The sequence below is a fragment of the Winogradskya humida genome (assembly GCF_016862215.1).
GTDB classification, from domain to species: domain Bacteria; phylum Actinomycetota; class Actinomycetes; order Mycobacteriales; family Micromonosporaceae; genus Actinoplanes; species Actinoplanes humidus.
The window spans coordinates 1-18074 of the sequence record NZ_BOMN01000143.1 but is presented as its reverse complement, the minus strand read 5'-3'; the positions used below and the strand labels follow the sequence as shown (position 1 = coordinate 18074).

Annotated in this window: 17 protein-coding genes and 1 pseudogene; 6 read left to right on the top strand and 12 right to left on the bottom strand. The window is 70.6% G+C overall.

Going from position 1 to position 18074, the window contains the following annotated elements; all coding sequences use genetic code 11:
• Positions 1 to 60 precede the first annotated feature (60 nt).
• From Ahu01nite_RS47185 to Ahu01nite_RS47145, 9 genes are all read right to left on the bottom strand, one after another.
• Positions 61 to 1566, bottom strand: coding sequence for a carboxylesterase/lipase family protein (locus tag Ahu01nite_RS47185; protein WP_203843308.1), 1506 nt, complete (start codon positions 1564 to 1566; stop codon positions 61 to 63).
• Positions 1563 to 2501 carry an ACP S-malonyltransferase gene (locus Ahu01nite_RS47180; protein ID WP_203843307.1) on the bottom strand — a complete coding sequence of 313 codons (939 nt, stop codon included), beginning with the start codon at positions 2499 to 2501 and terminating at the stop codon, positions 1563 to 1565. Before Ahu01nite_RS47180 ends, Ahu01nite_RS47185 begins: the two co-directional genes overlap by 4 nt.
• Positions 2498 to 3127, bottom strand: a complete 630-nt coding sequence (locus tag Ahu01nite_RS47175) for a malonate decarboxylase holo-ACP synthase (protein WP_203843306.1) — start codon at positions 3125 to 3127, stop codon at positions 2498 to 2500. Before Ahu01nite_RS47175 ends, Ahu01nite_RS47180 begins: the two co-directional genes overlap by 4 nt.
• The gene (locus Ahu01nite_RS47170; RefSeq protein WP_203843305.1) at positions 3124 to 4842 is read right to left on the bottom strand and encodes a biotin-independent malonate decarboxylase subunit beta; all 1719 of its coding nucleotides are present in this window, start codon (positions 4840 to 4842) and stop codon (positions 3124 to 3126) included. Before Ahu01nite_RS47170 ends, Ahu01nite_RS47175 begins: the two co-directional genes overlap by 4 nt.
• Positions 4839 to 5150: a malonate decarboxylase acyl carrier protein gene (gene mdcC, locus Ahu01nite_RS47165; RefSeq protein WP_203843304.1), complete on the bottom strand. Its 312-nt coding sequence runs from the start codon at positions 5148 to 5150 to the stop codon at positions 4839 to 4841. The genes Ahu01nite_RS47170 and mdcC overlap by 4 nt, the downstream gene beginning before the upstream one ends.
• Entirely contained in the window at positions 5147 to 6004 is an 858-nt protein-coding gene (locus tag Ahu01nite_RS47160) for a triphosphoribosyl-dephospho-CoA synthase (RefSeq protein WP_203843303.1), read from the bottom strand. The genes mdcC and Ahu01nite_RS47160 overlap by 4 nt, the downstream gene beginning before the upstream one ends.
• Complete coding sequence (gene mdcA, locus Ahu01nite_RS47155; protein ID WP_203843302.1) at positions 5998 to 7656, bottom strand: malonate decarboxylase subunit alpha; 1659 nt, start codon at positions 7654 to 7656, stop codon at positions 5998 to 6000. Before mdcA ends, Ahu01nite_RS47160 begins: the two co-directional genes overlap by 7 nt.
• Positions 7657 to 7765: 109 nt before the next feature.
• A complete protein-coding gene (locus tag Ahu01nite_RS47150; protein ID WP_203843301.1) occupies positions 7766 to 8716 on the bottom strand; it encodes an alpha/beta hydrolase in 951 nt (316 codons plus the stop codon).
• A gap of 133 nt (positions 8717 to 8849) precedes the next feature.
• A complete protein-coding gene (locus tag Ahu01nite_RS47145) occupies positions 8850 to 9455 on the bottom strand; it encodes a TetR/AcrR family transcriptional regulator (RefSeq protein ID WP_203843300.1) in 606 nt (201 codons plus the stop codon).
• Between the two features lie 78 nt (positions 9456 to 9533).
• Between Ahu01nite_RS47145 and Ahu01nite_RS47140 the strand changes: the two genes are divergently transcribed.
• Both Ahu01nite_RS47140 and Ahu01nite_RS47135 read left to right on the top strand, forming a co-directional pair.
• Positions 9534 to 10379, top strand: coding sequence for an SDR family oxidoreductase (locus Ahu01nite_RS47140; protein ID WP_203843299.1), 846 nt, complete (start codon positions 9534 to 9536; stop codon positions 10377 to 10379).
• Between the two features lie 35 nt (positions 10380 to 10414).
• A complete protein-coding gene (locus Ahu01nite_RS47135; protein WP_203843298.1) occupies positions 10415 to 11326 on the top strand; it encodes an SDR family NAD(P)-dependent oxidoreductase in 912 nt (303 codons plus the stop codon).
• A gap of 65 nt (positions 11327 to 11391) precedes the next feature.
• Here the strand turns inward: Ahu01nite_RS47135 and Ahu01nite_RS47130 are convergent, their stop codons facing one another.
• A complete protein-coding gene (locus tag Ahu01nite_RS47130) occupies positions 11392 to 13053 on the bottom strand; it encodes an FAD-binding protein (RefSeq protein WP_203843297.1) in 1662 nt (553 codons plus the stop codon).
• 120 nt (positions 13054 to 13173) lie between these two features.
• Between Ahu01nite_RS47130 and Ahu01nite_RS47125 the strand changes: the two genes are divergently transcribed.
• The 3 genes and pseudogenes from Ahu01nite_RS47125 (at position 13174) to Ahu01nite_RS51150 (ending at position 14839) form a co-directional block, all read left to right on the top strand.
• Positions 13174 to 13728 carry a TetR/AcrR family transcriptional regulator gene (locus Ahu01nite_RS47125; protein ID WP_203843296.1) on the top strand — a complete coding sequence of 185 codons (555 nt, stop codon included), beginning with the start codon at positions 13174 to 13176 and terminating at the stop codon, positions 13726 to 13728.
• Positions 13713 to 13952 (top strand): annotated as a pseudogene (locus tag Ahu01nite_RS51970) (NAD(P)H-binding protein); the annotation flags it as partial. The gene Ahu01nite_RS47125 and the pseudogene Ahu01nite_RS51970, both read left to right, overlap by 16 nt.
• A 14-nt stretch (positions 13953 to 13966) precedes the next feature.
• Positions 13967 to 14839, top strand: coding sequence for a saccharopine dehydrogenase family protein (locus tag Ahu01nite_RS51150; protein ID WP_239159715.1), 873 nt, complete (start codon positions 13967 to 13969; stop codon positions 14837 to 14839).
• A gap of 28 nt (positions 14840 to 14867) precedes the next feature.
• Here the strand turns inward: Ahu01nite_RS51150 and Ahu01nite_RS47115 are convergent, their stop codons facing one another.
• The gene (locus Ahu01nite_RS47115; RefSeq protein ID WP_203843294.1) at positions 14868 to 16202 is read right to left on the bottom strand and encodes a HupE/UreJ family protein; all 1335 of its coding nucleotides are present in this window, start codon (positions 16200 to 16202) and stop codon (positions 14868 to 14870) included.
• 2 nt (positions 16203 to 16204) lie between these two features.
• Entirely contained in the window at positions 16205 to 17371 is a 1167-nt protein-coding gene (locus tag Ahu01nite_RS47110) for a DUF3500 domain-containing protein (protein WP_203843293.1), read from the bottom strand.
• 514 nt (positions 17372 to 17885) lie between these two features.
• Between Ahu01nite_RS47110 and Ahu01nite_RS47105 the strand changes: the two genes are divergently transcribed.
• A partial coding sequence (locus Ahu01nite_RS47105; protein ID WP_203843292.1) for a hypothetical protein occupies positions 17886 to 18074 on the top strand: 189 nt, incomplete at its 3' end.

Genomic DNA, 18074 nt, shown 5'->3' with positions numbered 1-18074 from the left:
ACTCGGTGAAACTCATGGTTGTCCGACCTTCTCGTGGTTGGTGTCGGTGAGGAACGGGTGTCAGAGGCCGTCGACGGGCCACCACGTGCCCGAGGGCCAGGTGCGGCCATCCCACAGCTCGCGCTGGGCCGGGAACGGGTCTGCTTCAAGGCGGCCGCCGTCGGCGCTGAGCACCATGGTGGGTCGTTGTTTGTCGTCATAGGCGTCCCACGCGGGCAGCGTCGCGGCCTGGGGGCTGCCGGTGGTGACGAACGCGCCGATGGTGCCGAACAGTTCTGCGCCGGCGGGGCCGAGACCGAACCAGGCGCCGGTGACGTCGGTGCTGTGGGTCGCCGGGAGCGGGCCCTGCGGTGCACCGGGTACGGGGAAGCCGGGCAGTGGCCCGTCGAAGCGTGATCGCCATACCGGTGCGTGGTGGCTCTGCGCGTCGGCGACGCGGGTGGAGGCGATGGCGTAGCGCTCGTCGGAGAAGACCTCCAGGCGTAGCCGGTGCGGGTCGGCGGCGAGGTCGGGCCGGGCGGTCGCGTACCCGGCGAGGATGGCGGTCGCGGTGTCGGCGCCGAAGAGCCCGGTCAGGACCTGGTCGGTCTCGTCGGCCGAGCCGGGGACCATCACGTCGTAGAGCAGCCCTTCGAGCAGGGTGTGCTGCACGAGCAGGTGTACGCCGGTGGCGGAGCCGTCGGTGATCGCGTCCAGTGGGGGACGGTCGAGGGCGAGGCCGTCGACGGAGGGCCGCCAGACCCAGGTGGCGCGCATCCCCGCGGCGAGGCCGTTCTGAGCTTCGAGCAGGTCGGCGGCGGGCACTGAGCGAAGGTCGGCTTCGTTGCGCCCGAGTTCGCGCAGATACCGGGCCTGCAGCCGGATGTCCTGCTCGGCGGTGCTGACGTGGTCGGCGCCACCGCTGTAGGACACGGCGCCGCTGAACAGGCCCCGTGTCAGCGGGGAGGCGAGCAGGTTGGCCACCGACTTTGCCCCGGCGGAGACACCGAACACGGTCACCCGGGTGGGGTCGCCGCCGAATCCGGCGATGTTGTCGTGGATCCAGCGCAGTGCGGCGATCTGGTCGTGCAGGCCGTAGGCGCCGGTGTGCTCCTCGCGGGGGATGGTGAGGAAGCCCAGCGAGCCGAGCCGGTAGTTGAACGAGACGACCACAGCCCGGTGGGCGGCGGCGAACGGGGAGCCGTCGCCGGGGCCTTGGGTGGCATTGCCGAGGTGGTAGCCGCCGCCGTGGAGCCAGACGACGACGGGGAGGCGGTCGGCGTCGGCTGGGGCGGTGACGTTGAGGTAGAGGCAGTCTTCGGCCGGCTCGGGCAGGGCGTCCGGTGCCACCATGCCGGGGATCGCGGGCGCCGGGCCCATGGCGCCGAGGCTGGGCTGGATGGCGGGCGCCCCGTAGGCGAGGGCGTCCCGGACATCGGCCCAGGGTTCCGGTGCCTGCGGCAGTCGCCAGCGCAGGTCGCCGACCGGTGCGGCGGCGTAGGGGATACCGCGCCAGGCGAGGACACCGTCGGCGATCTCGGTGCCGCGTACGGCGCCGTCGCGGGTGGGCACCACGGGGTCGGTCATCGTGTTCTCCTCAGCTCGTAGCGAAGATCGTCGAGGTGGCGGGCGAAGTCACCGTCACCGAGTGCGGTGGCGTGCACGGCGTTGCCGGATGGCAGCAGGTCGACCAGGACGCGGCCCGGCGGGGTCTGCACGAGGTGGGTCACGCCGATCTCGGGGAGCAGCCGGGCGGCGTCGTACCACTGCACGGGCAGGGCGACGGACCGGGCGAGATCGTCGTAGACGGCTTCGGCCCGGGTGACCCGGCGGCCGCCGGCGGTGGTGATGACGGCGGCCGTCGGTGGCCGGCGCGGCAGGGGTGCCAGGGCCCGGGTCATCGCCTGGGCGACGTCGTCCTGGCGCGGGCAGTGCGCGGCGACGGCGACATCGAGGTGCACGACGCGGCGGGCGCCGGCGGCCAGCGCGGCGTGTTCCGCGTCGGCGAGCGCGGTCCGGGTTCCGGAGAGCACGATCTGGTCGGCGGCGTTGTAGACGGCCGGCCATACCGGTTCCTGCGGGGTGCCGACGTCGGCGGCGAGCCGCCGCACGGTGGGGGCGTCGAGTCCCTGGACGGCGGCCATGCCCCATCGGCCGTTGTCGGCGGTGGCCGCCATGAGCTGCCCGCGACGGGCGACGGCGGCGAGTGCTTCGGCGAAGGTGAGCACGGCCGCGGTGACGGCCGCGGCGAAGGCGCCCACCGAGTGCCCGGCGGTCACGTCGACCGTGAAGCCTTCGGCGGTCAGCGCCCGGGCGGTGGCGACGCCGGCGATGAGCAGTTGCAGCTGGGCGCCGGCGGTCTCGTGCAGCGTGTCCGGTTCGTCGAGTGCGGCAACGGTCGCGGCACCGAGGATCTGCTCGGCCTCGGCAAGGACGGCTCGTACCGCGTCATGGTCGGGCAACGCGGCCAGCGCGCCGGGTCGCTGCGAACCCTGTCCGGGGAAAACCACGGCCAGGTTCACGCCGCGCTCCGTGCCGCGGCGAGCCGCGGGTTGCCGGCCAGGCGCGGGCTGGAGCTGGTGCGCCACAGCACGTCGGTCGCGTCGGATGCTGCTTCGGCCCAGGCGACGGCGCCGGCCGGGCTTTCGAGGAGGCAGTCGAGGCGCACCGGCGTCGCCGGCGGTTGCCAGAGCACGGCCGGGCCGGGCCAGTCGGTGATCCGGATGACGATGTCGAGATCGCTGGACGCCCTGGTGACCCGCCGGCCGGTGGCCAGCTCGAATCCGACCGCGCCGACCGGGCCCCAGTCGAGTCCGGCGGCGTCGAGGGCGGTGAACCACCCGCGCAGCATCGCCATGGCCTCGGCGATGGCGCCGGCGGGCGGCTGATCCAGCAACCTGGTGGTGAGCTGGTGCGGGGTGACGACCTCGGTGATGGAGGCCTCGGGTACGTCGAGGGCCTGCCGCTGGGTGCGTCCGTCGCCGCGGGCACCCGCTGGGATGAGGCCGTTGCTCGCCTCGGGCCGGCGAACTACGACCCAGGCGGACGGGGCCAGGTGCTGCCAGACCCAGGGCGGTGCGTCCGGGTTGGCCCGGCGTACGGCGTCCAGGTCGCCGAGGTGGAGGAGGTCGTGGACCTGCGGTGTCATCGCTCCGCTGCCCACTGCCGAGCCAATTCATCCCGTACGTGGCGGGACGCGCCCCGCAGATGCAGTGCCCCCGGCGTGTCGAGCCGGTAGGACAGGTCGGCGACGGGGGTGCGGGCGGCTTCGATCTGCTGCTGCAGGGCCGCGGTGACGGTGGCGGTCTCGGCGTCGGTGGGATGATCGGCGTCAGCGACCGGCAGCAGCGCGTCGCACAGACCGAGTGTTGCCCAGGTGCGTACGTCGTAGCTCAGGGGTGCGATCCGGGAGCCGAGCTGTTCGAGCTGGTCCACGGTGCGGCGGGTGATGCGGGCGGCGGCCGGTTTGTGCATGGCGTGGATCTCCACGCCGGGCGCGTCGAGCGCGAGGATCCGGGTCGCTTGCAATCCGTGGGTGAGGAAGCCACCGGACAGGGCGGTGCCGACGACGATCGTGACGACCGGGTGGCCGGCGGTGCGGGCAGCGGCGTACGCGTCGACGGTGGTGGCGATGGCCTGGTGCAGGCCCGCGGTCTCCTCGATGCGGCCGTAGGCCTGGCTGGGCAGGTCGACCACGGCCACGATCGCCCGGCGCTGCGGCCGGGCGGCGTCCTCGGCGACGATGCGCCGCAGCGTCTGGGCCAGGGCGAGACACTCGGCCAGCCCCACCTCACCGTGACGGGCCCGGTGATAGGGGCTGGCCGGGTCGGGCACGACGGCGAGGTAGACGGCCTGGTCGGTGACGGCCATCCGCACCGACGCGATGACGGCGTCGGGTGTGTCGACGCCGGACAACAGCTTCAGCCAGGTGAAGCCTCGACTCGCCGGGCCCGGCGATGCCGATGGCACCGGGGCGGGGGTGGGCACGGCCTCCGGGACCTCGTAGTGCGCGCCCCAGAGCTCGCGGGTCTGAGCCGGGGTCGGCGTCGTGGCCGGATCGAGCAGGGCCAGGCGGGCAGCGAGGACGTCAACACGTTCGCTGCGATGACTGCCTACCGCCTTCACCCCAGCGGTGACCGCCGCTGCGACCGCGTCGCGCAGCTCGTCGATGTCGTCGACGATCAGCCGGTCGGCCAGGGCCTGGGCGTGGCGTTGGGTGCCGCCGTGCACGGCCCACACCAGCGCCCGGTCGGACGCGTCGAACTCGGTTCTCCCGGCTTCCTGCTCGATGACGGCCGGCCCGTTGAGCCCGAGCCGCCCTTCCCTGGTCATGATCACCTCGGTGCACAGGCCGGCGGCGATGCTGACGCCACCGAAGCTGCCGACCTCGCCGGCGATGACCGCGATGACCGGAGCGTGGGTGCGGGCGACCAGGACCGCGTCGCAGATCTCGGCGACGGCGGCGAGGCCCAGGTTGGCTTCCTGCAGGCGTACGCCGCCGGTCTCCAGCAGCAGCACGGCGGTGACGGGCGTCCCGGCGGAGCCGTCGGCGGCGGCCAGGCGCAGCGTCTCGCTGATCTTCGCGCCGGAGACCTCGCCGATCGCGCCGCCCTGAAATCCCTGTTCGACGGCGGCGACGACAGCGCGGTGGCCGCCGATGGAGCCCCGCATGACGACGACGCCGTCGTCGGCCTGCGGCACGACGCCCTGCGGTTCGAGCCAGGGTGATTCGAGGTGGTCGAACGGCCCCAGCAGTTCGTGTGCGCTGCCGTCATCGAGCAGGGCGAGGGCCCGGCCGCGGGCGGTGAGTTCGCGGACGCTGTGGCGGGCCAGCAGGCGGCCGATGTCATCGGTGACGGTCATTGCGGGTCCTGTTCTGCCAGGGCGAGGTCGACGGCCTGCCGCAGTCGCAGATTCACCACTCCCGGGGTGGCGCCGAAGTCGTTGAGCTCCCACACGCCGGTCATCGGCGATCGTTCGAAGAACCGCTCGAGCACCTGCCGCCATACGGCGTCGAAACCGTCCACGGACGTGCGGACCCGGACCTCGGCGGCATCGGCATCGCTGCCCGGCGGGTGGGGTGTGAGCAGGATTTCCAAGTCGCCGGAGGCGACGACGCCGAGGTGTACCCGTCGCTTCGGTGCCGTGCCTGCGGGAAAGCGGAACGTCAAGGTCTGCATGGTGACCACATGCTTTCCAGTGCGTCGAGGAACAGGGCGGCGGCGAGCAGGTCGGCGCTGCCGCCGGGGGACAGGCCCGCGCGGGCGGTGTGCTCGTCGAGGGCGGCCAGCGCGGCCTGGCCGGCGCCGGTGGCGGTGCCGCCCGCGGCGAGTACGGCGGCGGCTCCGGCCTGCACGGCGGTCAGGCCGGCCGGTCCGCCGCGGTGCAGCAGGCAGGTGTCGTCGACCCGGGTCATGAGGGCGAGCAGGGCATCGAGGCGCGCTTGGTCTTCGGTGGCACCCTGGGCACGGGCATTATGAAGGGCGGGTAGTGCCACGTCGGTCACGTGCGGGAAGCCCGCGCGTGCTTCACCGGCGGCGCCGGCAGCGCCGTAACGCAAGCGGGCCAGGCGGCCGTGCGCTCGCGGATCGGGTGCTGGGGCATCGGCGTCCGGCAGACGGGCCAGTTCGGCGGCGAAACCCACGATTGCCTCGATGCCCCCGCGCGCGGCGGCGCCGGCGGTCAGCAGGCCGAGTGCCCACAGGGCTCCGCGGTGGGTGTTCACCCCGCCGGTCGCCTGCACCATCCGCGTCTCCCCGGCGCGGCCGACTGCACCGATCCGGGCTCGCAACGCGGCACCCAGCGGGATCGATGCGGCCGCCTGCGCGCAGGCTGCGAAGGCGGGGCGTAGGGCTTCGGCCGATGCGGCCAGCATCGCCAGGGTCATGTCGGCGTGCGCGCCCGAACCCCGGCGATCGACCAGGCCCGGCTTGGGGGTCAGCCGCGCTTCGGCGTGCAGAGCCTCAACGGCGAGATCAGCTAGGAGGGTCGGCTGCGCCGCGATCGGCGCTGTTACGGTCACCATTCCCGGAACCGGGCGGGCGGGTCGTAGAGGCCCCCGGACCAGTCGACCAGATCACCGATGCTGTGCGCGGCCAGCAGCGACCGGTTGGCCCGGCGCACGTCGACGCCGAGGTCTTCGGGAAAGGCGACCAGGCCGTCGCGGCGTAGCCGCTCGACGGTGTGGCTGTCGGAGCGCAGTCCGACCGGGGTGGCCCCGGCGACGGTGGCCAGGCACTCACGGCGTTCCTCGAGGCTGTCCGAGCGGTAGAGGTAGGCCACGCCTTCCTCGGTGACGACATGGGTGACGTCGTTGCCGTAGATCATCACCGGGGGCAGGGGCATGCCGGCGGCCTTGCCGACGTCGATCGCGTCGAGGCTCTCGACGAAGGTGGGCACACCGCCGGCCCGGAAGGTCTGGGCCATCTGTACCACGAGTTTGCGTCCGCGCCGCGATGCGCCGTCACCGTGGGCGAGATCGAGCCACGCCGCCGATGCGTGGCGTCGTCCGCCGGGATCGTGGCCCATGTTCGGGGCCCCGCCGAAGCCGGACAGGCGCCCGTCGGTCACCGTCGAGGAGTTGGCGTCGGCGTCGATCTGCAGGGAGGAGCCGATGAACATGTCGATCGCGTACTGCCCGGCGAGCTGGCACAGCACCCGGTTGGAGCGCAGCGAGCCGTCGGCACCGGTGAAGAAGATGTCGGGCCGGGCGGCGCAGTAGCGTTCCATGCCCGCTTCGCCGCCGAAGGAGTGGATCGACTCGACCCAGCCCGACTCGATCGCAGGGATCAGGGTCGGATGCGGGTTGAGCGCCCAGTTGCGCGCGATACGGCCTTTCAACCCCAGTTCTTCCCCGTACGTCGGCAGGATCAGCTCGATGGCGGCGGTGTCGAAGCCGACGCCGTGGTTGAGCGAGACGACCTCGTGGCGTTCGTACACCCCGCACAGGGCGATCATCGCCTTGAGGATCTCGACGTCGCCGATGCGCCGGGGATCGCGGGTGAACAGCGGCTCCAGCGCGAACGGGCGGTCCGCGACGACGATCAGGTCGACCCAGTCGCCGGGGATGTCGACCCGGGGCAGCTCACCGGCGTCGACGAGCCGGTCGACCTGGACGACGACCACACCGTCACGAAACGCCGTAGCTTCGGCGATCGTGGGGGTGTCCTCGGTGTTGGGGCCGGTGTAGAGGTTGCCGTCGCGGTCGGCGGCCGCCGCGCACAGCAGCGCCACCTGCGGGGTGAGGTCGGTGAACATCCGGGCGTACAGCTCGACGTAGGTGTGGATGGCGCCGAGGGTCACCGTGCCGTCCGCGACGAGCTGCGCGATCCGTACGCTCTGCGGGCCGGCGTAGGCCAGGTCGAGCCGGGTGGCGATGCCGCGTTCGAACAGGTCCAGGTGTTCCGGTCGCGACACCGACGAGATCACCATGTGCAGGTCGTGCAGCATGGCCGGGTCGCAGTCGGCGAGCGTACGCGACAGGAAGTCGGCCTGTTTCTGGTTGTCGCCTTCCAAGGCGACGCGGTCGCCGGGCCGGATCAGCGCCTGCAGTACCTCGCGCAGTCGCGTGCTGTCGACCACCTTGCCGTCGGTGAAGTCGCGGGCCGCGTCTAGCCGGGCCGCCTTCGCCAGGCGACGACTGTTCCACACCCGCGACGTGGTCGACGAGATCGACATAACCCCACCGTATGCTCGAATTGTCCAGGCCACGGAGAAGTTCGTTGACCTGCTGGCGACCCGGCGGCAGGCCACGGCCGTTCCCGCCCACCGCCTGCACCCGGCTGGTTCAGGCGGTACGGCGGTGCTTGTCGAGGAATCCGCGGATAGCGGCGTTGAGCTCGGCGTCCTCCGGGGTCGTGCCACCGAATCCGCCGTGCGGCATGGCTTCGAAGACGTGCAGCTCGGCCTCGACTCCGGCGGCCAGCAGCTTGCGGTGCATCCGGATGGTGTTGGACAGGAACAGGTCCCGGGTGCCCGACTGCAGGAAGGTGGGCGGGAAACCGGTCAGGTCGGCGAACAGCGGTGACAGGTACGGGTCGGTGAGCGGGTGGCCGTTGGCGTACAGCAGGTTCACCGGCATGAGGCTGCGTAGCCCGGTGTGTACACCGTCGAGCGTTTGGAACGTGTCGCCGGATTCGGTGAGATCGGCTTCGGGCGTGGACAGCACCAGTGCGGCGGGCATCGGCAGGCCTTCGTCCTTGGCCCGCGCGATCAGCGCGGCGGCGAGGTTCCCGCCGGCCGACCCGCCGCCGACGAAGATGTCGGCCGGATCGCGCACCTCGAGCAACGCCCGGTAGACGGCGATGCAGTCGTCCAGCGCCGCGGGGTAGGGGTGCAGCGGAGGCATCCGGTAGTCGACGCTCCACGTGATCATCCCGCTGTACATGGCGGCCACGCTGCCCATCGCCCGGCACAACTCGCCCCCACCGAGGATCAGCCCGCCGCCGTGCAGATTGAGATAGATCGGAGTGTTGTCGCTGTCCGGCACGCCGTCGGCGCGCAGCACGTAGGTGTTGACGCCGCTGATCTCGCGCAGGTCCGACGCCACGGGAAAGGTGTATCCGGCTAGGAACTGTGCGACGCCTGCGTCGGTGGCCTCGATGAGCTTGAGCCAGCCGTCGGTTTCGTCCAGTGCGGGATAGGTGGTCGGCTCGGTTGGCGGCAAGGCCAGGTACTGGCGGGCGGCTTCGCTGATGCTTGTCGGGAGAGGCGCAGCAGTCCGGTCGGGGTGTGTCATGGTCGTCACCTTCCCTCAATATGCGAGACAAAAAGTCTCGATATGAGCAACCATACTCCGGAAGCCGGGCCCGTCAACACGTTTCAGGCACACGGCGTTCACCGCCTGCGACGCCATCGTGGCCTGTTGAGCGCTATCGCTGAGCCGGTGACGGGGTGAGGGCGATGCCCGCCATGACCGCCTCGGTAAGTCCTTCGGTGAACGCGACGGTTGCGCGCTGCCGGGTCAGCAGCCGGAACAGCATGGCGCCGATGAGTGCTTCGGCCACGGCCACGGCGGGCGCGTCCTTCTTGAGCTGGCCGGCGAGTTCGGCGGCGTGCAGGCGTTCGGTGAGGGCCGTCTCGGTGGCGGCGGTGGCGTTCTCGTAGAACTTGGCCGCGACCTCGTCGTTGTCGGCTGCCGCGGCCGTGCAGGCGCGGATCAGTGCCGCGTTCTGGGGATGGTCGAGCCCTTCCGCGAAGGCGCGCAGCCAGTCGCCGAGGTCGCGGCGGATGTCGCCGGTGTCGGGGACATCGATAGAGGTGGTCGGCAGGACGTAGCCCTCAAGAAGGCAGTCGGCGACCAGGGCGCTCTTGGTCGGGTACCAGCGGTAGACGGTCTGTTTCCCCGCGCCGGCGGCGGCGGCGATCCGGTCGATGGAGAGTTTGTCGTACCCGCTGGCCGCCAGTTCATCGCGTGTCGCCTCGAGGATGGCGCGCCGCGTGGACTCGCTGCGCACCCGGCCGCGTCTCGGTTGCATGTTGACAAGCCTACCGACGCGCGTATCGTCCTTGTTAAGCGAGACAAAAAGTCTCGTTAATTGAAACGGGTGAGGGACATGAGTCGTCAGGTGCTGGCAATCATCGGGGCCGGAGGCATGGGGGAGGCGATCGCCCGCCGTTTCGGGGCAGGCCGCACGGTGCTGCTCGGCGACATCGGTGAGGGAGTTCTCGCCCGGGCCGAGCAGGTCCTGACCGACGAGGGGCTCACCGTGCAGACGCACGTCGTCGACGTCACTTCCGCCACTTCGGTACGGGCCTTCGCCGACGCCGCGCAGGCGGCCGGGTCGGTCACCCAGGTCGTGCACACCGCCGGCCTGTCGCCGGTGCAGGCGTCGGTCCCGGCGATCCTCGCCGTCGACCTGCTCGGCGTCGCGCTCGTTCTCGACGCGTTCGCCCCGGTGATCGCGCCCGGTGGCGCCGGTATGGTGATCGCCAGCATGGCCGGTCACACCGCCGCCCCGCTCAGCCCGGAGCAGGAGTATGCCCTGGCCACCACCCCGGCTGACCAGCTGTTGGACCTGCCGTTCCTGGCCCCGCCGATCGTCGGCGACCCGGCGACGGCCTACAGCGTCGCGAAGCGCGCCAATCACCTGCGGGTCATGGCAGCGAGCACGGCCTGGGGCGAGCGGGGAGCCCGGATCAACAGCATCAGCCCCGGCGTCATCTCCACCGCCATGGGCCAGCAGGAACTGGCTGGCCCGACCGGCGCGATCATGCGCGCCATGGTCGATGCCTCCGGCACCGGGCGCCTCGGCGCCCCGGGCGACATCGCCGCCGCGGCGGGCTTCCTGCTCGGACCGGACTCCTCCTTCATCACCGGCACCGACCTGCTGGTCGACGGCGGTGTCGTCGCCGCACTGAAGTCCGGCCGCCTCGGCGCCCTCACCGGCCAAGCGGCGTAACCGTCATCGTTGAACCATCAGAAAAGGATGTGCGAATGAGCAAGCGACTGCAGGGACGAGCCGCGCTGGTAACCGGCGCCGGCAACGGGATCGGCAAGAACGTGGCCCTCGCGCTCGCGGCCGAGGGCGCGTCGGTCGTGGTCAACGACCTCGGCACCGACGTCCAGGGCGACGGCACGAACTCGGCCGCAGCCGACGGCACCGTCGCCGAGATCGAGGCGGCCGGCGGCACGGCGGTGGCGAACTACGACTCGATCGCCGAGTCCGCGGGGTGCAAACGGGCCGTGCAGACCGCGATCGAGAACTTCGGATCGTGCGACATCGTGATCGCCAACGCGGGCGCCCTGCTCGACGCGTCGAGCCTGGGCCTGCGGGCCGGCGACGACAGCTGGCAGCGCCTGCTGAACCTCTACCTCGGCCAGAAGTTCTGGCTCAGCCGCGAAGCCGTCCCGGGCATGCTCGAACGCGGCTGGGGACGGGTCCTGTTCGCGACCTCCGAGATCGGCCGGGGAACGCAGAAGAACCCCCTCGGAGCCGTCGCCATGAGCGGGGGCATCGGGATGATCCGCGACCTCGGCGCCCAGCACCGCGGCAGCGGCGTCACGTTCAACGCCTACGCGCCGGCCGCCGCGACCCGCACCTACGAGCTGTTCAAGGACCAGATCGAGGCTGGCCTGACAGCCAGCGGGATCCCCGAGGAGGAACTGGCCGCGCACCACCTGCCCGGCCCCGAGTTCATCGCCCCGATGATCACCTGGCTGTGCACCGACGCCGCCGCGGACGTGACTGGAGAAGTTTTCAGCCTCAACGGTGGAACGATCGCGCGCTGGTCGAGGATGGAAGACGTCAGCACCCTGGTCAACACCCAGGGCGGTGCCGCCGCTAAGTGGTCCCTGGACGACCTGGACAAGCTCGCAGTCAAGCACCTGTTCCCAACCGCTTTGTGAAATGAGCGTTCGGCAGGTCGTCGTCGGAACGAGGGCCTGCCGAACGCGATGTGCAACCGTGGTCCTCAGCCTTCGCCGGCGGCCAGGTGTTTCGCGGCCAGGTGGCCGAAGACCAGCGCGGGGCCGAGGGTCGAGCCCGGTCCGGGGTAGGTGCGGCCCATGACCGAGGCGCTGTTGTTGCCCGCCGAGTAGAGGCCGGCGATCACCGATCCGTCGGCGCGCAGGGCCCGCGCGTGCTCGTCGGTGACGACACCGCCCTTGGTGCCGAGGTCACCGGGGACGACCTCGACAGCCGTGAACGGGCCCTTCTGTACGGGGCCGAGGTTGGGGTTCGGGCGTACGTGCGGGTCGCCGTAGTAGCGGTCGTAGGCGGAGCTGCCGCGGGTGAAGTCATGGTCGATGCCGGTGCGGGCGAACCCGTTGAACCGGTTCACCGTGCCGGTCAGGCGCTGCGGCTCGATACCGATCTTGCCGGCCAGCTCCGCGACGGTGTCGGCGTGGTGCAGGATCCCGGTCTCGCGGAACTTCTTGGAGACCCGGGGGTCGAGGGCGTAGGAGCGCAGGTATCGGCGCGCGTGCCGGCGGTCGGCGATCATCCAGAACCGGCCGGGCACATCCTTGCCATGCTCGAACATGTGATGACCGAGGTCGACGTAGGACTCCGACTCGTTGGCGAACCGGTCACCGGCCGCATCCACGATCAGCGAGTAGGGCGCGGACCGCTCACTCACCATGAATCCGGCCTTGAGCCCGGGTCCGGCGGGCGGCACTGAACCACCCCACCACGCCTCGTCCATGAGGTCGAGGGCCGCGCCGATCTTCTCCGCGGCCATGATCGGGGTGCCGACGTTGGAAGCCGCACCGTTGGACCACGTGCCGTCCACGCCCTGGTACTTCTGCCGCAGGTCCTCGTTGTGGTCGAAGCCGCCGCCGGCCAGCACGACACCTCGGGTCGCCCGGACCACGTGGGTCTGGCCGCCCCGGGCCACGCGGACGCCGACCACGCGATCACCCTCAACGAGAATCTCCTCCATCGGCGACGACAGCCACACCGGGATACGCAGCCCCAGCGCGACATGCATCAAGCCCGCCGTGAGCCCCGCGCCCATACCCACCCGCCACTGGCCGCGGACCGCCATGCCGGCCACCCGACCGGCGACCTGCACCCCGCGGGCGAATCCTCCCGGCGTGGACCAGGCCCGCTGCAGGAGCCAGAAGTCATCGGTCTTGACCGGCGCCGGAATGCCCTCCTTACGCCCCCGGGAGGTCTTCCACCAGTCACCGATCCGGCGCACGTTGAACGGGTCGATCTCGATGGCCCGGCCGACCTTGCCGCCGGGAGCCTCCGGGTAGTAATCCGGGTAGTCCGCGGCCCGGACGAAACGCAGCCCCTTGCGCTCCAGCAACTGCACGATGCCCGGTACGCCTTCGACGAAGGCCTCCTTGCGGGCGCGGGAAGTGGCCGGGCCGGCGTCGCCGATGGTGTGCTCGAGGTACTGCAGGCCCTCCTCGCGGGAGTCGCCGGCGCCGGCGCGTTGCATGAGCGGGTTGTTGGGCAGCCAGACGCCGCCACCCGACATCGATGAGCTGCCGCCCCAGAGCTCGCTGCTTTCCAGCATCACCACTGACAGCCCGGCGTCGGCCGCGGTGATCGCAGCGCCGAACGCGGCGGCGCCGGTGCCGACGACCACCACGTCATAGGTGTGTTCCGTATCGGTGACGGACATGGGCCCTCCCCACAGCATCCGGCTACCGGACAATGTTGTCCGGTAGCGTATTGTCACAGCATGCGCCGAGAACGAGGGCCCGGCAAGAGCCGGTCGGGCGAACATGATTAGCGTTCCCTCGTGACCCAGCAACGCCGGACCAACCGAGGACCGGGAGCAGCGGCGGAGAACCGGGCCGCGTTGCTCGCCGCCGCCCGCGAGGTGTTCGCCGCCTCCGGGTTCGACGCACCCCTGTACGCGGTCGCGCGGGCCGCCGGCGTCGGCCAGGCGGTTCTGTACCGGCACTTCCCCGACCGGCTGGCCCTGGCACTGGCCGTCTTCGAGGACAACATGCAGGCACTGGAGGAGATGGTCACCGACGCATCGGTGACCCTCGACGACCTCCTGCGCCGCGTGGCCGACTACACCGTCGACTCCACCGCCTTCATCGACATGCTCGCGCCGGTGCCCGACGACCGCCTGCTTGCAGTCGAGCAGCGGATGCGCGCCCTGATCGACGGCAAGCTCGATGCGGCTCGCCGCTCCGGCCTGATCGCGCCCGATGTGACGGTCGACGACGTGATGCTGGCCCTGACCATGCTGTCCGGCGCCATGGCCCGGGTTCTCCGAGCCGACCGTCCGCAGACCGCCGACCGGGTTCTCGCCTTGTTGGACCGAGCGTGGGCGCCGCGCTGAGGTACGAGATCGTCGTCTTCGGTGCGACGGGTTACACGGGCGGGTTGGTGGCACGGGCCCTGGTCAAGCGCGGTGTGCGTCCGATTCTTGCGGCTCGGTCCCAGGCTCGCCTCGACAACCTGGCAGCCGAACTCGGAGGACTGCAGACCCGGGTCGCCGATGTCGCGAAGCCGGCGGCGGTCAACGCGTTGGTCGAGGCAGGGGATGTCCTGGTCTCGACGGTCGGACCCTTCAGCAAATGGGGGAGCCGGCCGCGAACGCCGCCGTCACCGCCGGAGCGCACTACCTGGACACCACCGGAGAACCGTCGTTCATCCGCCGCATCTTCGACCACTACGGGCCGCTGGCCGAGCGTTCGGGCTCGACCATGGTGACCGCCTTCGGATTTGATTGGGTGCCCGGAAACGTGGCAGGTGCGCACGCGCTCGCGGCAGCGGGGCCGGATGCTGTCTCGATCGCGGTCGGCTACTTCAACGAAGGGGTCGGCGCGAGCGGCGGCACCGCGTTGAGTGCCGCCGGCGCCATTCTCGACAGATCGTTCGCGTTTCGTGGTGGCCGGCTCCAGGCGGAACGAACCGGTGCCAGGGTTCGCAGCTTCGATCTGGGCGACGGCCGCCGTCGCCGAGGTGTCAGTGTCGGCGGAACCGAGCACTTCGAGCTGCCCGCCCTGCACCCGACACTTCGCGACGTGGATGTCATCCTGGGGCGGCCGAGCGCTTCCAGCGCGATCCCCGTCATCACCGGCCTGGTCGAAACCGTTGCCTGGATCCCGGGAGCCAGAGCCGGACTGCGGGCAATACTCGAGGGGCGGACCCAGGGGTCCACCGGCGGACCCAGCGCGAAGCTTCTGGAGACCGGATCCTCCGTGGTCGTGGCCGAAGCCCGCTCGGCCTCAGGGGCGGTCCTGCACCGCACCCGTCTGGTCGGCCGGAGCAGCTACGCCTTCACCGGCGACATCATGGCCTGGGGTGCGATGGCCGCTGCGAGCGGCGGCCTGATCCGGCGCGCTGGGCCCCGTGGCCGCCTTCGGCCTCGAAAGCCTCGTTGCCGGGGTGGCGGACTCCGGACTGGCCCAGGGTTGACCGGGGCACTTGCGGGCTCGAGGGGGTGAAGTATTGCCACGGGCCTCGCCGGTTCGATTATCGAGCTGTTCCCGACCCGGCCGGTGTCCTGCGCACGCCGGTGATGGGAGCCGGCCGCAGGGCGGGCGCCGACCACACGGTGACGGCGACGATCGCGAGGCCGCCTGCGATCAGGAACGGGTGACGCGTGAGCTGATCCGATACCGCGTTGAGGGGGTTGGCCGTGATGAGTGTGGTGCGCTCGGCGAGCCAGGCGGCGGCCAGAACGATGCCGATGCCGGCGACCGTCATGCGCACGGCGGTGTAGACGCGGGTGTGGCTGAGCAGCAGTAAGGACGGCATGAGCAGGGCGACGACGATCAGCTGAGTGAGTTCGATGCCGAGATTGAAGCCGAGCAGGCTGACCACCAGCGAGCCACGGCCGAGGTCGAGCCCGCCGAGCAGGGCGGCGAAGGCCAGGCCGTGCATCAGCCCGAACCCGGCCGCGATCCAGGTCTCGCCGCCGGGGACCAGGGGCCGGATCGCGTGGATGCCGGATACCAGGATGGACAGCGCGATGAGGCTCTCCACGACCCGGGTGGGCACGCTGATGTAGCCGAGTGAGGCGAGTGCCAGGGTGATCGAGTGTCCGACCGCGAAGGCGGTGACCACGTGCACGACGCGCAGGCAGTCGCGGCGCAGGTTGTCCGAGCGGGTCCACCGTCGGTGGCGGGCCAGCAGCGGGGCCGGCAGCAACAGCATGATCAGGAACAGCAGGTGGTCGGCGCCTTCGGCGATGTGCCGGATACCGAGCCGGACAGCGGCGAGGAAGCCACTCTCGGTGGTTGCGCCGGCCATCGGTACGGCGATGGTGTGCTCTTGCCAGTCCAGCACTCCCAGCGTCGTGTAGTCGGAGGCGCCGTCCGCGCGCAGCGAGACGAGGATCTGATGGGACAGCAGGTGGTGCACGATCCCGTCGTACGTCAGCTGGAAGTCACCCACCCGGCCGTCGGCGGGCCGAAGGCTGATGTCGAAGACGAGATGGTCAACGCCGTCGATCCTCTCGACCCGGCCGGTACTGGCGGTTACCGTCCACGGGTTCCCACCCTGGCCGGCCGCCGAGGAGTGGGCGAGCAGATAGCGGCGCAGCTCCTCGAGCTTCGCCGGTTGCGTGACGACCGCCGCGGTGAGTGGCTGGTCGAGGGCCAGAGCGAGCCGGTCGATGGGCAACTGCACCTTGCCGGTCACCTCGGTAGCGCCGGCGTCGAGCAAGATCGCCGTGGTGCTCAGCGGATGGGCGTTCGCGGGGGCGGGTGTCAGCACCATCGCCAGGCACAGGAGCGCCAGCATGATCCCGGCCCAGGCGGCCCACCTGCTCGGCGGGCCGCCTGCGCGGTCGGAGGAAAGCGTCACGGTCAACTCGGTTTGGTGCTGCCGTAGTCGTTGGTCTTGTCCCGGTAGACCGAGTGGAAGTGGATGTTCGGTGTGCTCTGGCTGCGGGTGTTGATGAACTCGATCCACACGCTGGGCCCGTCGATGCGCACGTAGCTGTTCTCGTCGGTCGGGCCGCTGTTGTTCGACCAGCCGATCCGGGTCTGGTCCAGCTCAGCGGTGTACTTGGCCATCAGCTTGGCCGCGGCCGCGTCGGCCAGGTCGCCGACGTAGGTCTGGATCGCGGTGGTGACCAGCTTCTTCTCGTCGGCGCTCAGCTCGGAGACAGCCACTCCTTCGGAGGCCGGGTAGACGCCGGTGTCCTTGCCGGGTCCCATGACCAGGTCGTCGAACGTACCTGAGGTGATCTTCGCAGCGGTCTTGTGCGCCGCGGTGATCCCGGAGAGCATGCCGAACATGGCCGTGGACTCGGCCTTGAGCGGCTCGACGGTGGTGCCCCCGGCGGTGAACGAGGTGGGTTCGGTGCCGACGAACTGCGGGGTCTGGCTGACCTTGTCGCCGTTGTAGGTGAGGTTGCGGGCCAGGTGGTGCCCACCGAACTGGATCATGAACGGGCTGGTAGCCGACGGGGTGCCGTAGACGGCGACGTAGTAGTCCGTGAGGCTGCCGAAACCGTCGGCGCCTTGGCCGCCGAGCCGGTTCAGCTCATCGTCCGAAGCCCGGATGTTGCTGTCCTGCTGAGCGCCGGTGGTGCTCAGGGCGGCCGCGAGCATGGCGTCCGCGGCTTTCTGCTGTCCGGCAGTGAGGGCGGACATGACGATGCCCTCGCGGGGCACCGTGGTGGTCGGGAAGTTCGACCACGTCTGCCGGGCCTTGTTCTCGGTGAAGTCGTACTGGACTTTGTCTTTTGTGGTGGCGTCCAACGTGGCCAGGAAGGCGTTCGTCGCCGCGACGACCGCGGCGGTGTTGGCGCCGCCCGGGCTGACCCCGTTGGTGTTGAGATTGACCGCGGTGACCTGCCCCATGCCCCCGCCCGGTCCGCCACCGCCCGGGCCGCCGGGGCGGCCGCCTTGCTGGGCCGAGGCGCTGGTGGCCGGTGACGAGGTGGTGGTGTCGTTCGAGCTGCAGCCCGCGACCGCGAGGGTCGTCGACAGCAGTGCACCGGAGGCGACGGCTAAATATTTGCGCATGGTCGGACTGCTTCTCCTCGGGTTGTGGCGGAAGCCCGGCGCGGCACTTTCGGCGCTGAAGGCCCCAGATTTCCGGATCTGCATGTGCAACGGCTGTCGAAGTCTTAAGGGCTCGCTGAGTTTGGTTGCTCTTATGCAACCGTCAGGAGTGCGCCGTGCGGGACCATTTTGAAAGTCACGTCGAATGTCATCCGATCGCGAACGCCTGGTGAGCAAGGAAGGGCATGCGTGTGCTGGTCGTGGCTGAGGACCTCAGCGCAGATGATCCGAAAGAGTCGGGCGCTACTTCTCTTCCGCCGTATGCCGGCCGGCTGCCATGCCGGGTCATCGCCCCGATCGGGTGAATCATGAAGAAGCCGGCACTGCGGCCGCTGTGTCGTCATCAGCACTGCCGCTGGTCATCGGGCATGGACCGCATCCCGGCAGCTCAGAACACCGAGTAACGAGGTGACACGACCCCCAGGGCCCTGCGACTGTCCTCTGGCACCGGTGACCACGGGGAGACAGGAGCATTGTGGCGGAACAAGACGAGCCCCAGCCAGCCGCAGACGTTGACGCCGGGCTGGCCGACCCGGTAGCCCCGTACGAGTTCCTGCCCGCACACGTGCCCTTTGCCGTCGAAACCATCGACCGGGCCTTGAGCGGAGGCGTCGACAGGTGGACGGCGGTGCTGGCGGTCTCGACCGCCGACACCGGCGAGGAA

Bases quoted from the DNA above. Each gene is read 5' to 3' on its own strand.
- Ahu01nite_RS47185 (WP_203843308.1), bottom strand. From the start codon at position 1,566: ATGACCGACCCCGTGGTGCCCACCCGCGACGGCGCCGTACGCGGCACC.
- Ahu01nite_RS47175 (WP_203843306.1), bottom strand. From the start codon at position 3,127: ATGACACCGCAGGTCCACGACCTCCTCCACCTCGGCGACCTGGACGCC.
- Ahu01nite_RS47170 (WP_203843305.1), bottom strand. From the start codon at position 4,842: ATGACCGTCACCGATGACATCGGCCGCCTGCTGGCCCGCCACAGCGTC.
- Ahu01nite_RS47160 (WP_203843303.1), bottom strand. From the start codon at position 6,004: ATGGTGACCGTAACAGCGCCGATCGCGGCGCAGCCGACCCTCCTAGCT.
- mdcA (WP_203843302.1), bottom strand. From the start codon at position 7,656: ATGTCGATCTCGTCGACCACGTCGCGGGTGTGGAACAGTCGTCGCCTG.
- Ahu01nite_RS47150 (WP_203843301.1), bottom strand. From the start codon at position 8,716: ATGACACACCCCGACCGGACTGCTGCGCCTCTCCCGACAAGCATCAGC.
- Ahu01nite_RS47145 (WP_203843300.1), bottom strand. From the start codon at position 9,455: ATGCAACCGAGACGCGGCCGGGTGCGCAGCGAGTCCACGCGGCGCGCC.
- Ahu01nite_RS47140 (WP_203843299.1), top strand. From the start codon at position 9,534: ATGAGTCGTCAGGTGCTGGCAATCATCGGGGCCGGAGGCATGGGGGAG.
- Ahu01nite_RS47135 (WP_203843298.1), top strand. From the start codon at position 10,415: ATGAGCAAGCGACTGCAGGGACGAGCCGCGCTGGTAACCGGCGCCGGC.
- Ahu01nite_RS47130 (WP_203843297.1), bottom strand. From the start codon at position 13,053: ATGTCCGTCACCGATACGGAACACACCTATGACGTGGTGGTCGTCGGC.
- Ahu01nite_RS51150 (WP_239159715.1), top strand. From the start codon at position 13,967: ATGGGGGAGCCGGCCGCGAACGCCGCCGTCACCGCCGGAGCGCACTAC.
- Ahu01nite_RS47110 (WP_203843293.1), bottom strand. From the start codon at position 17,371: ATGCGCAAATATTTAGCCGTCGCCTCCGGTGCACTGCTGTCGACGACC.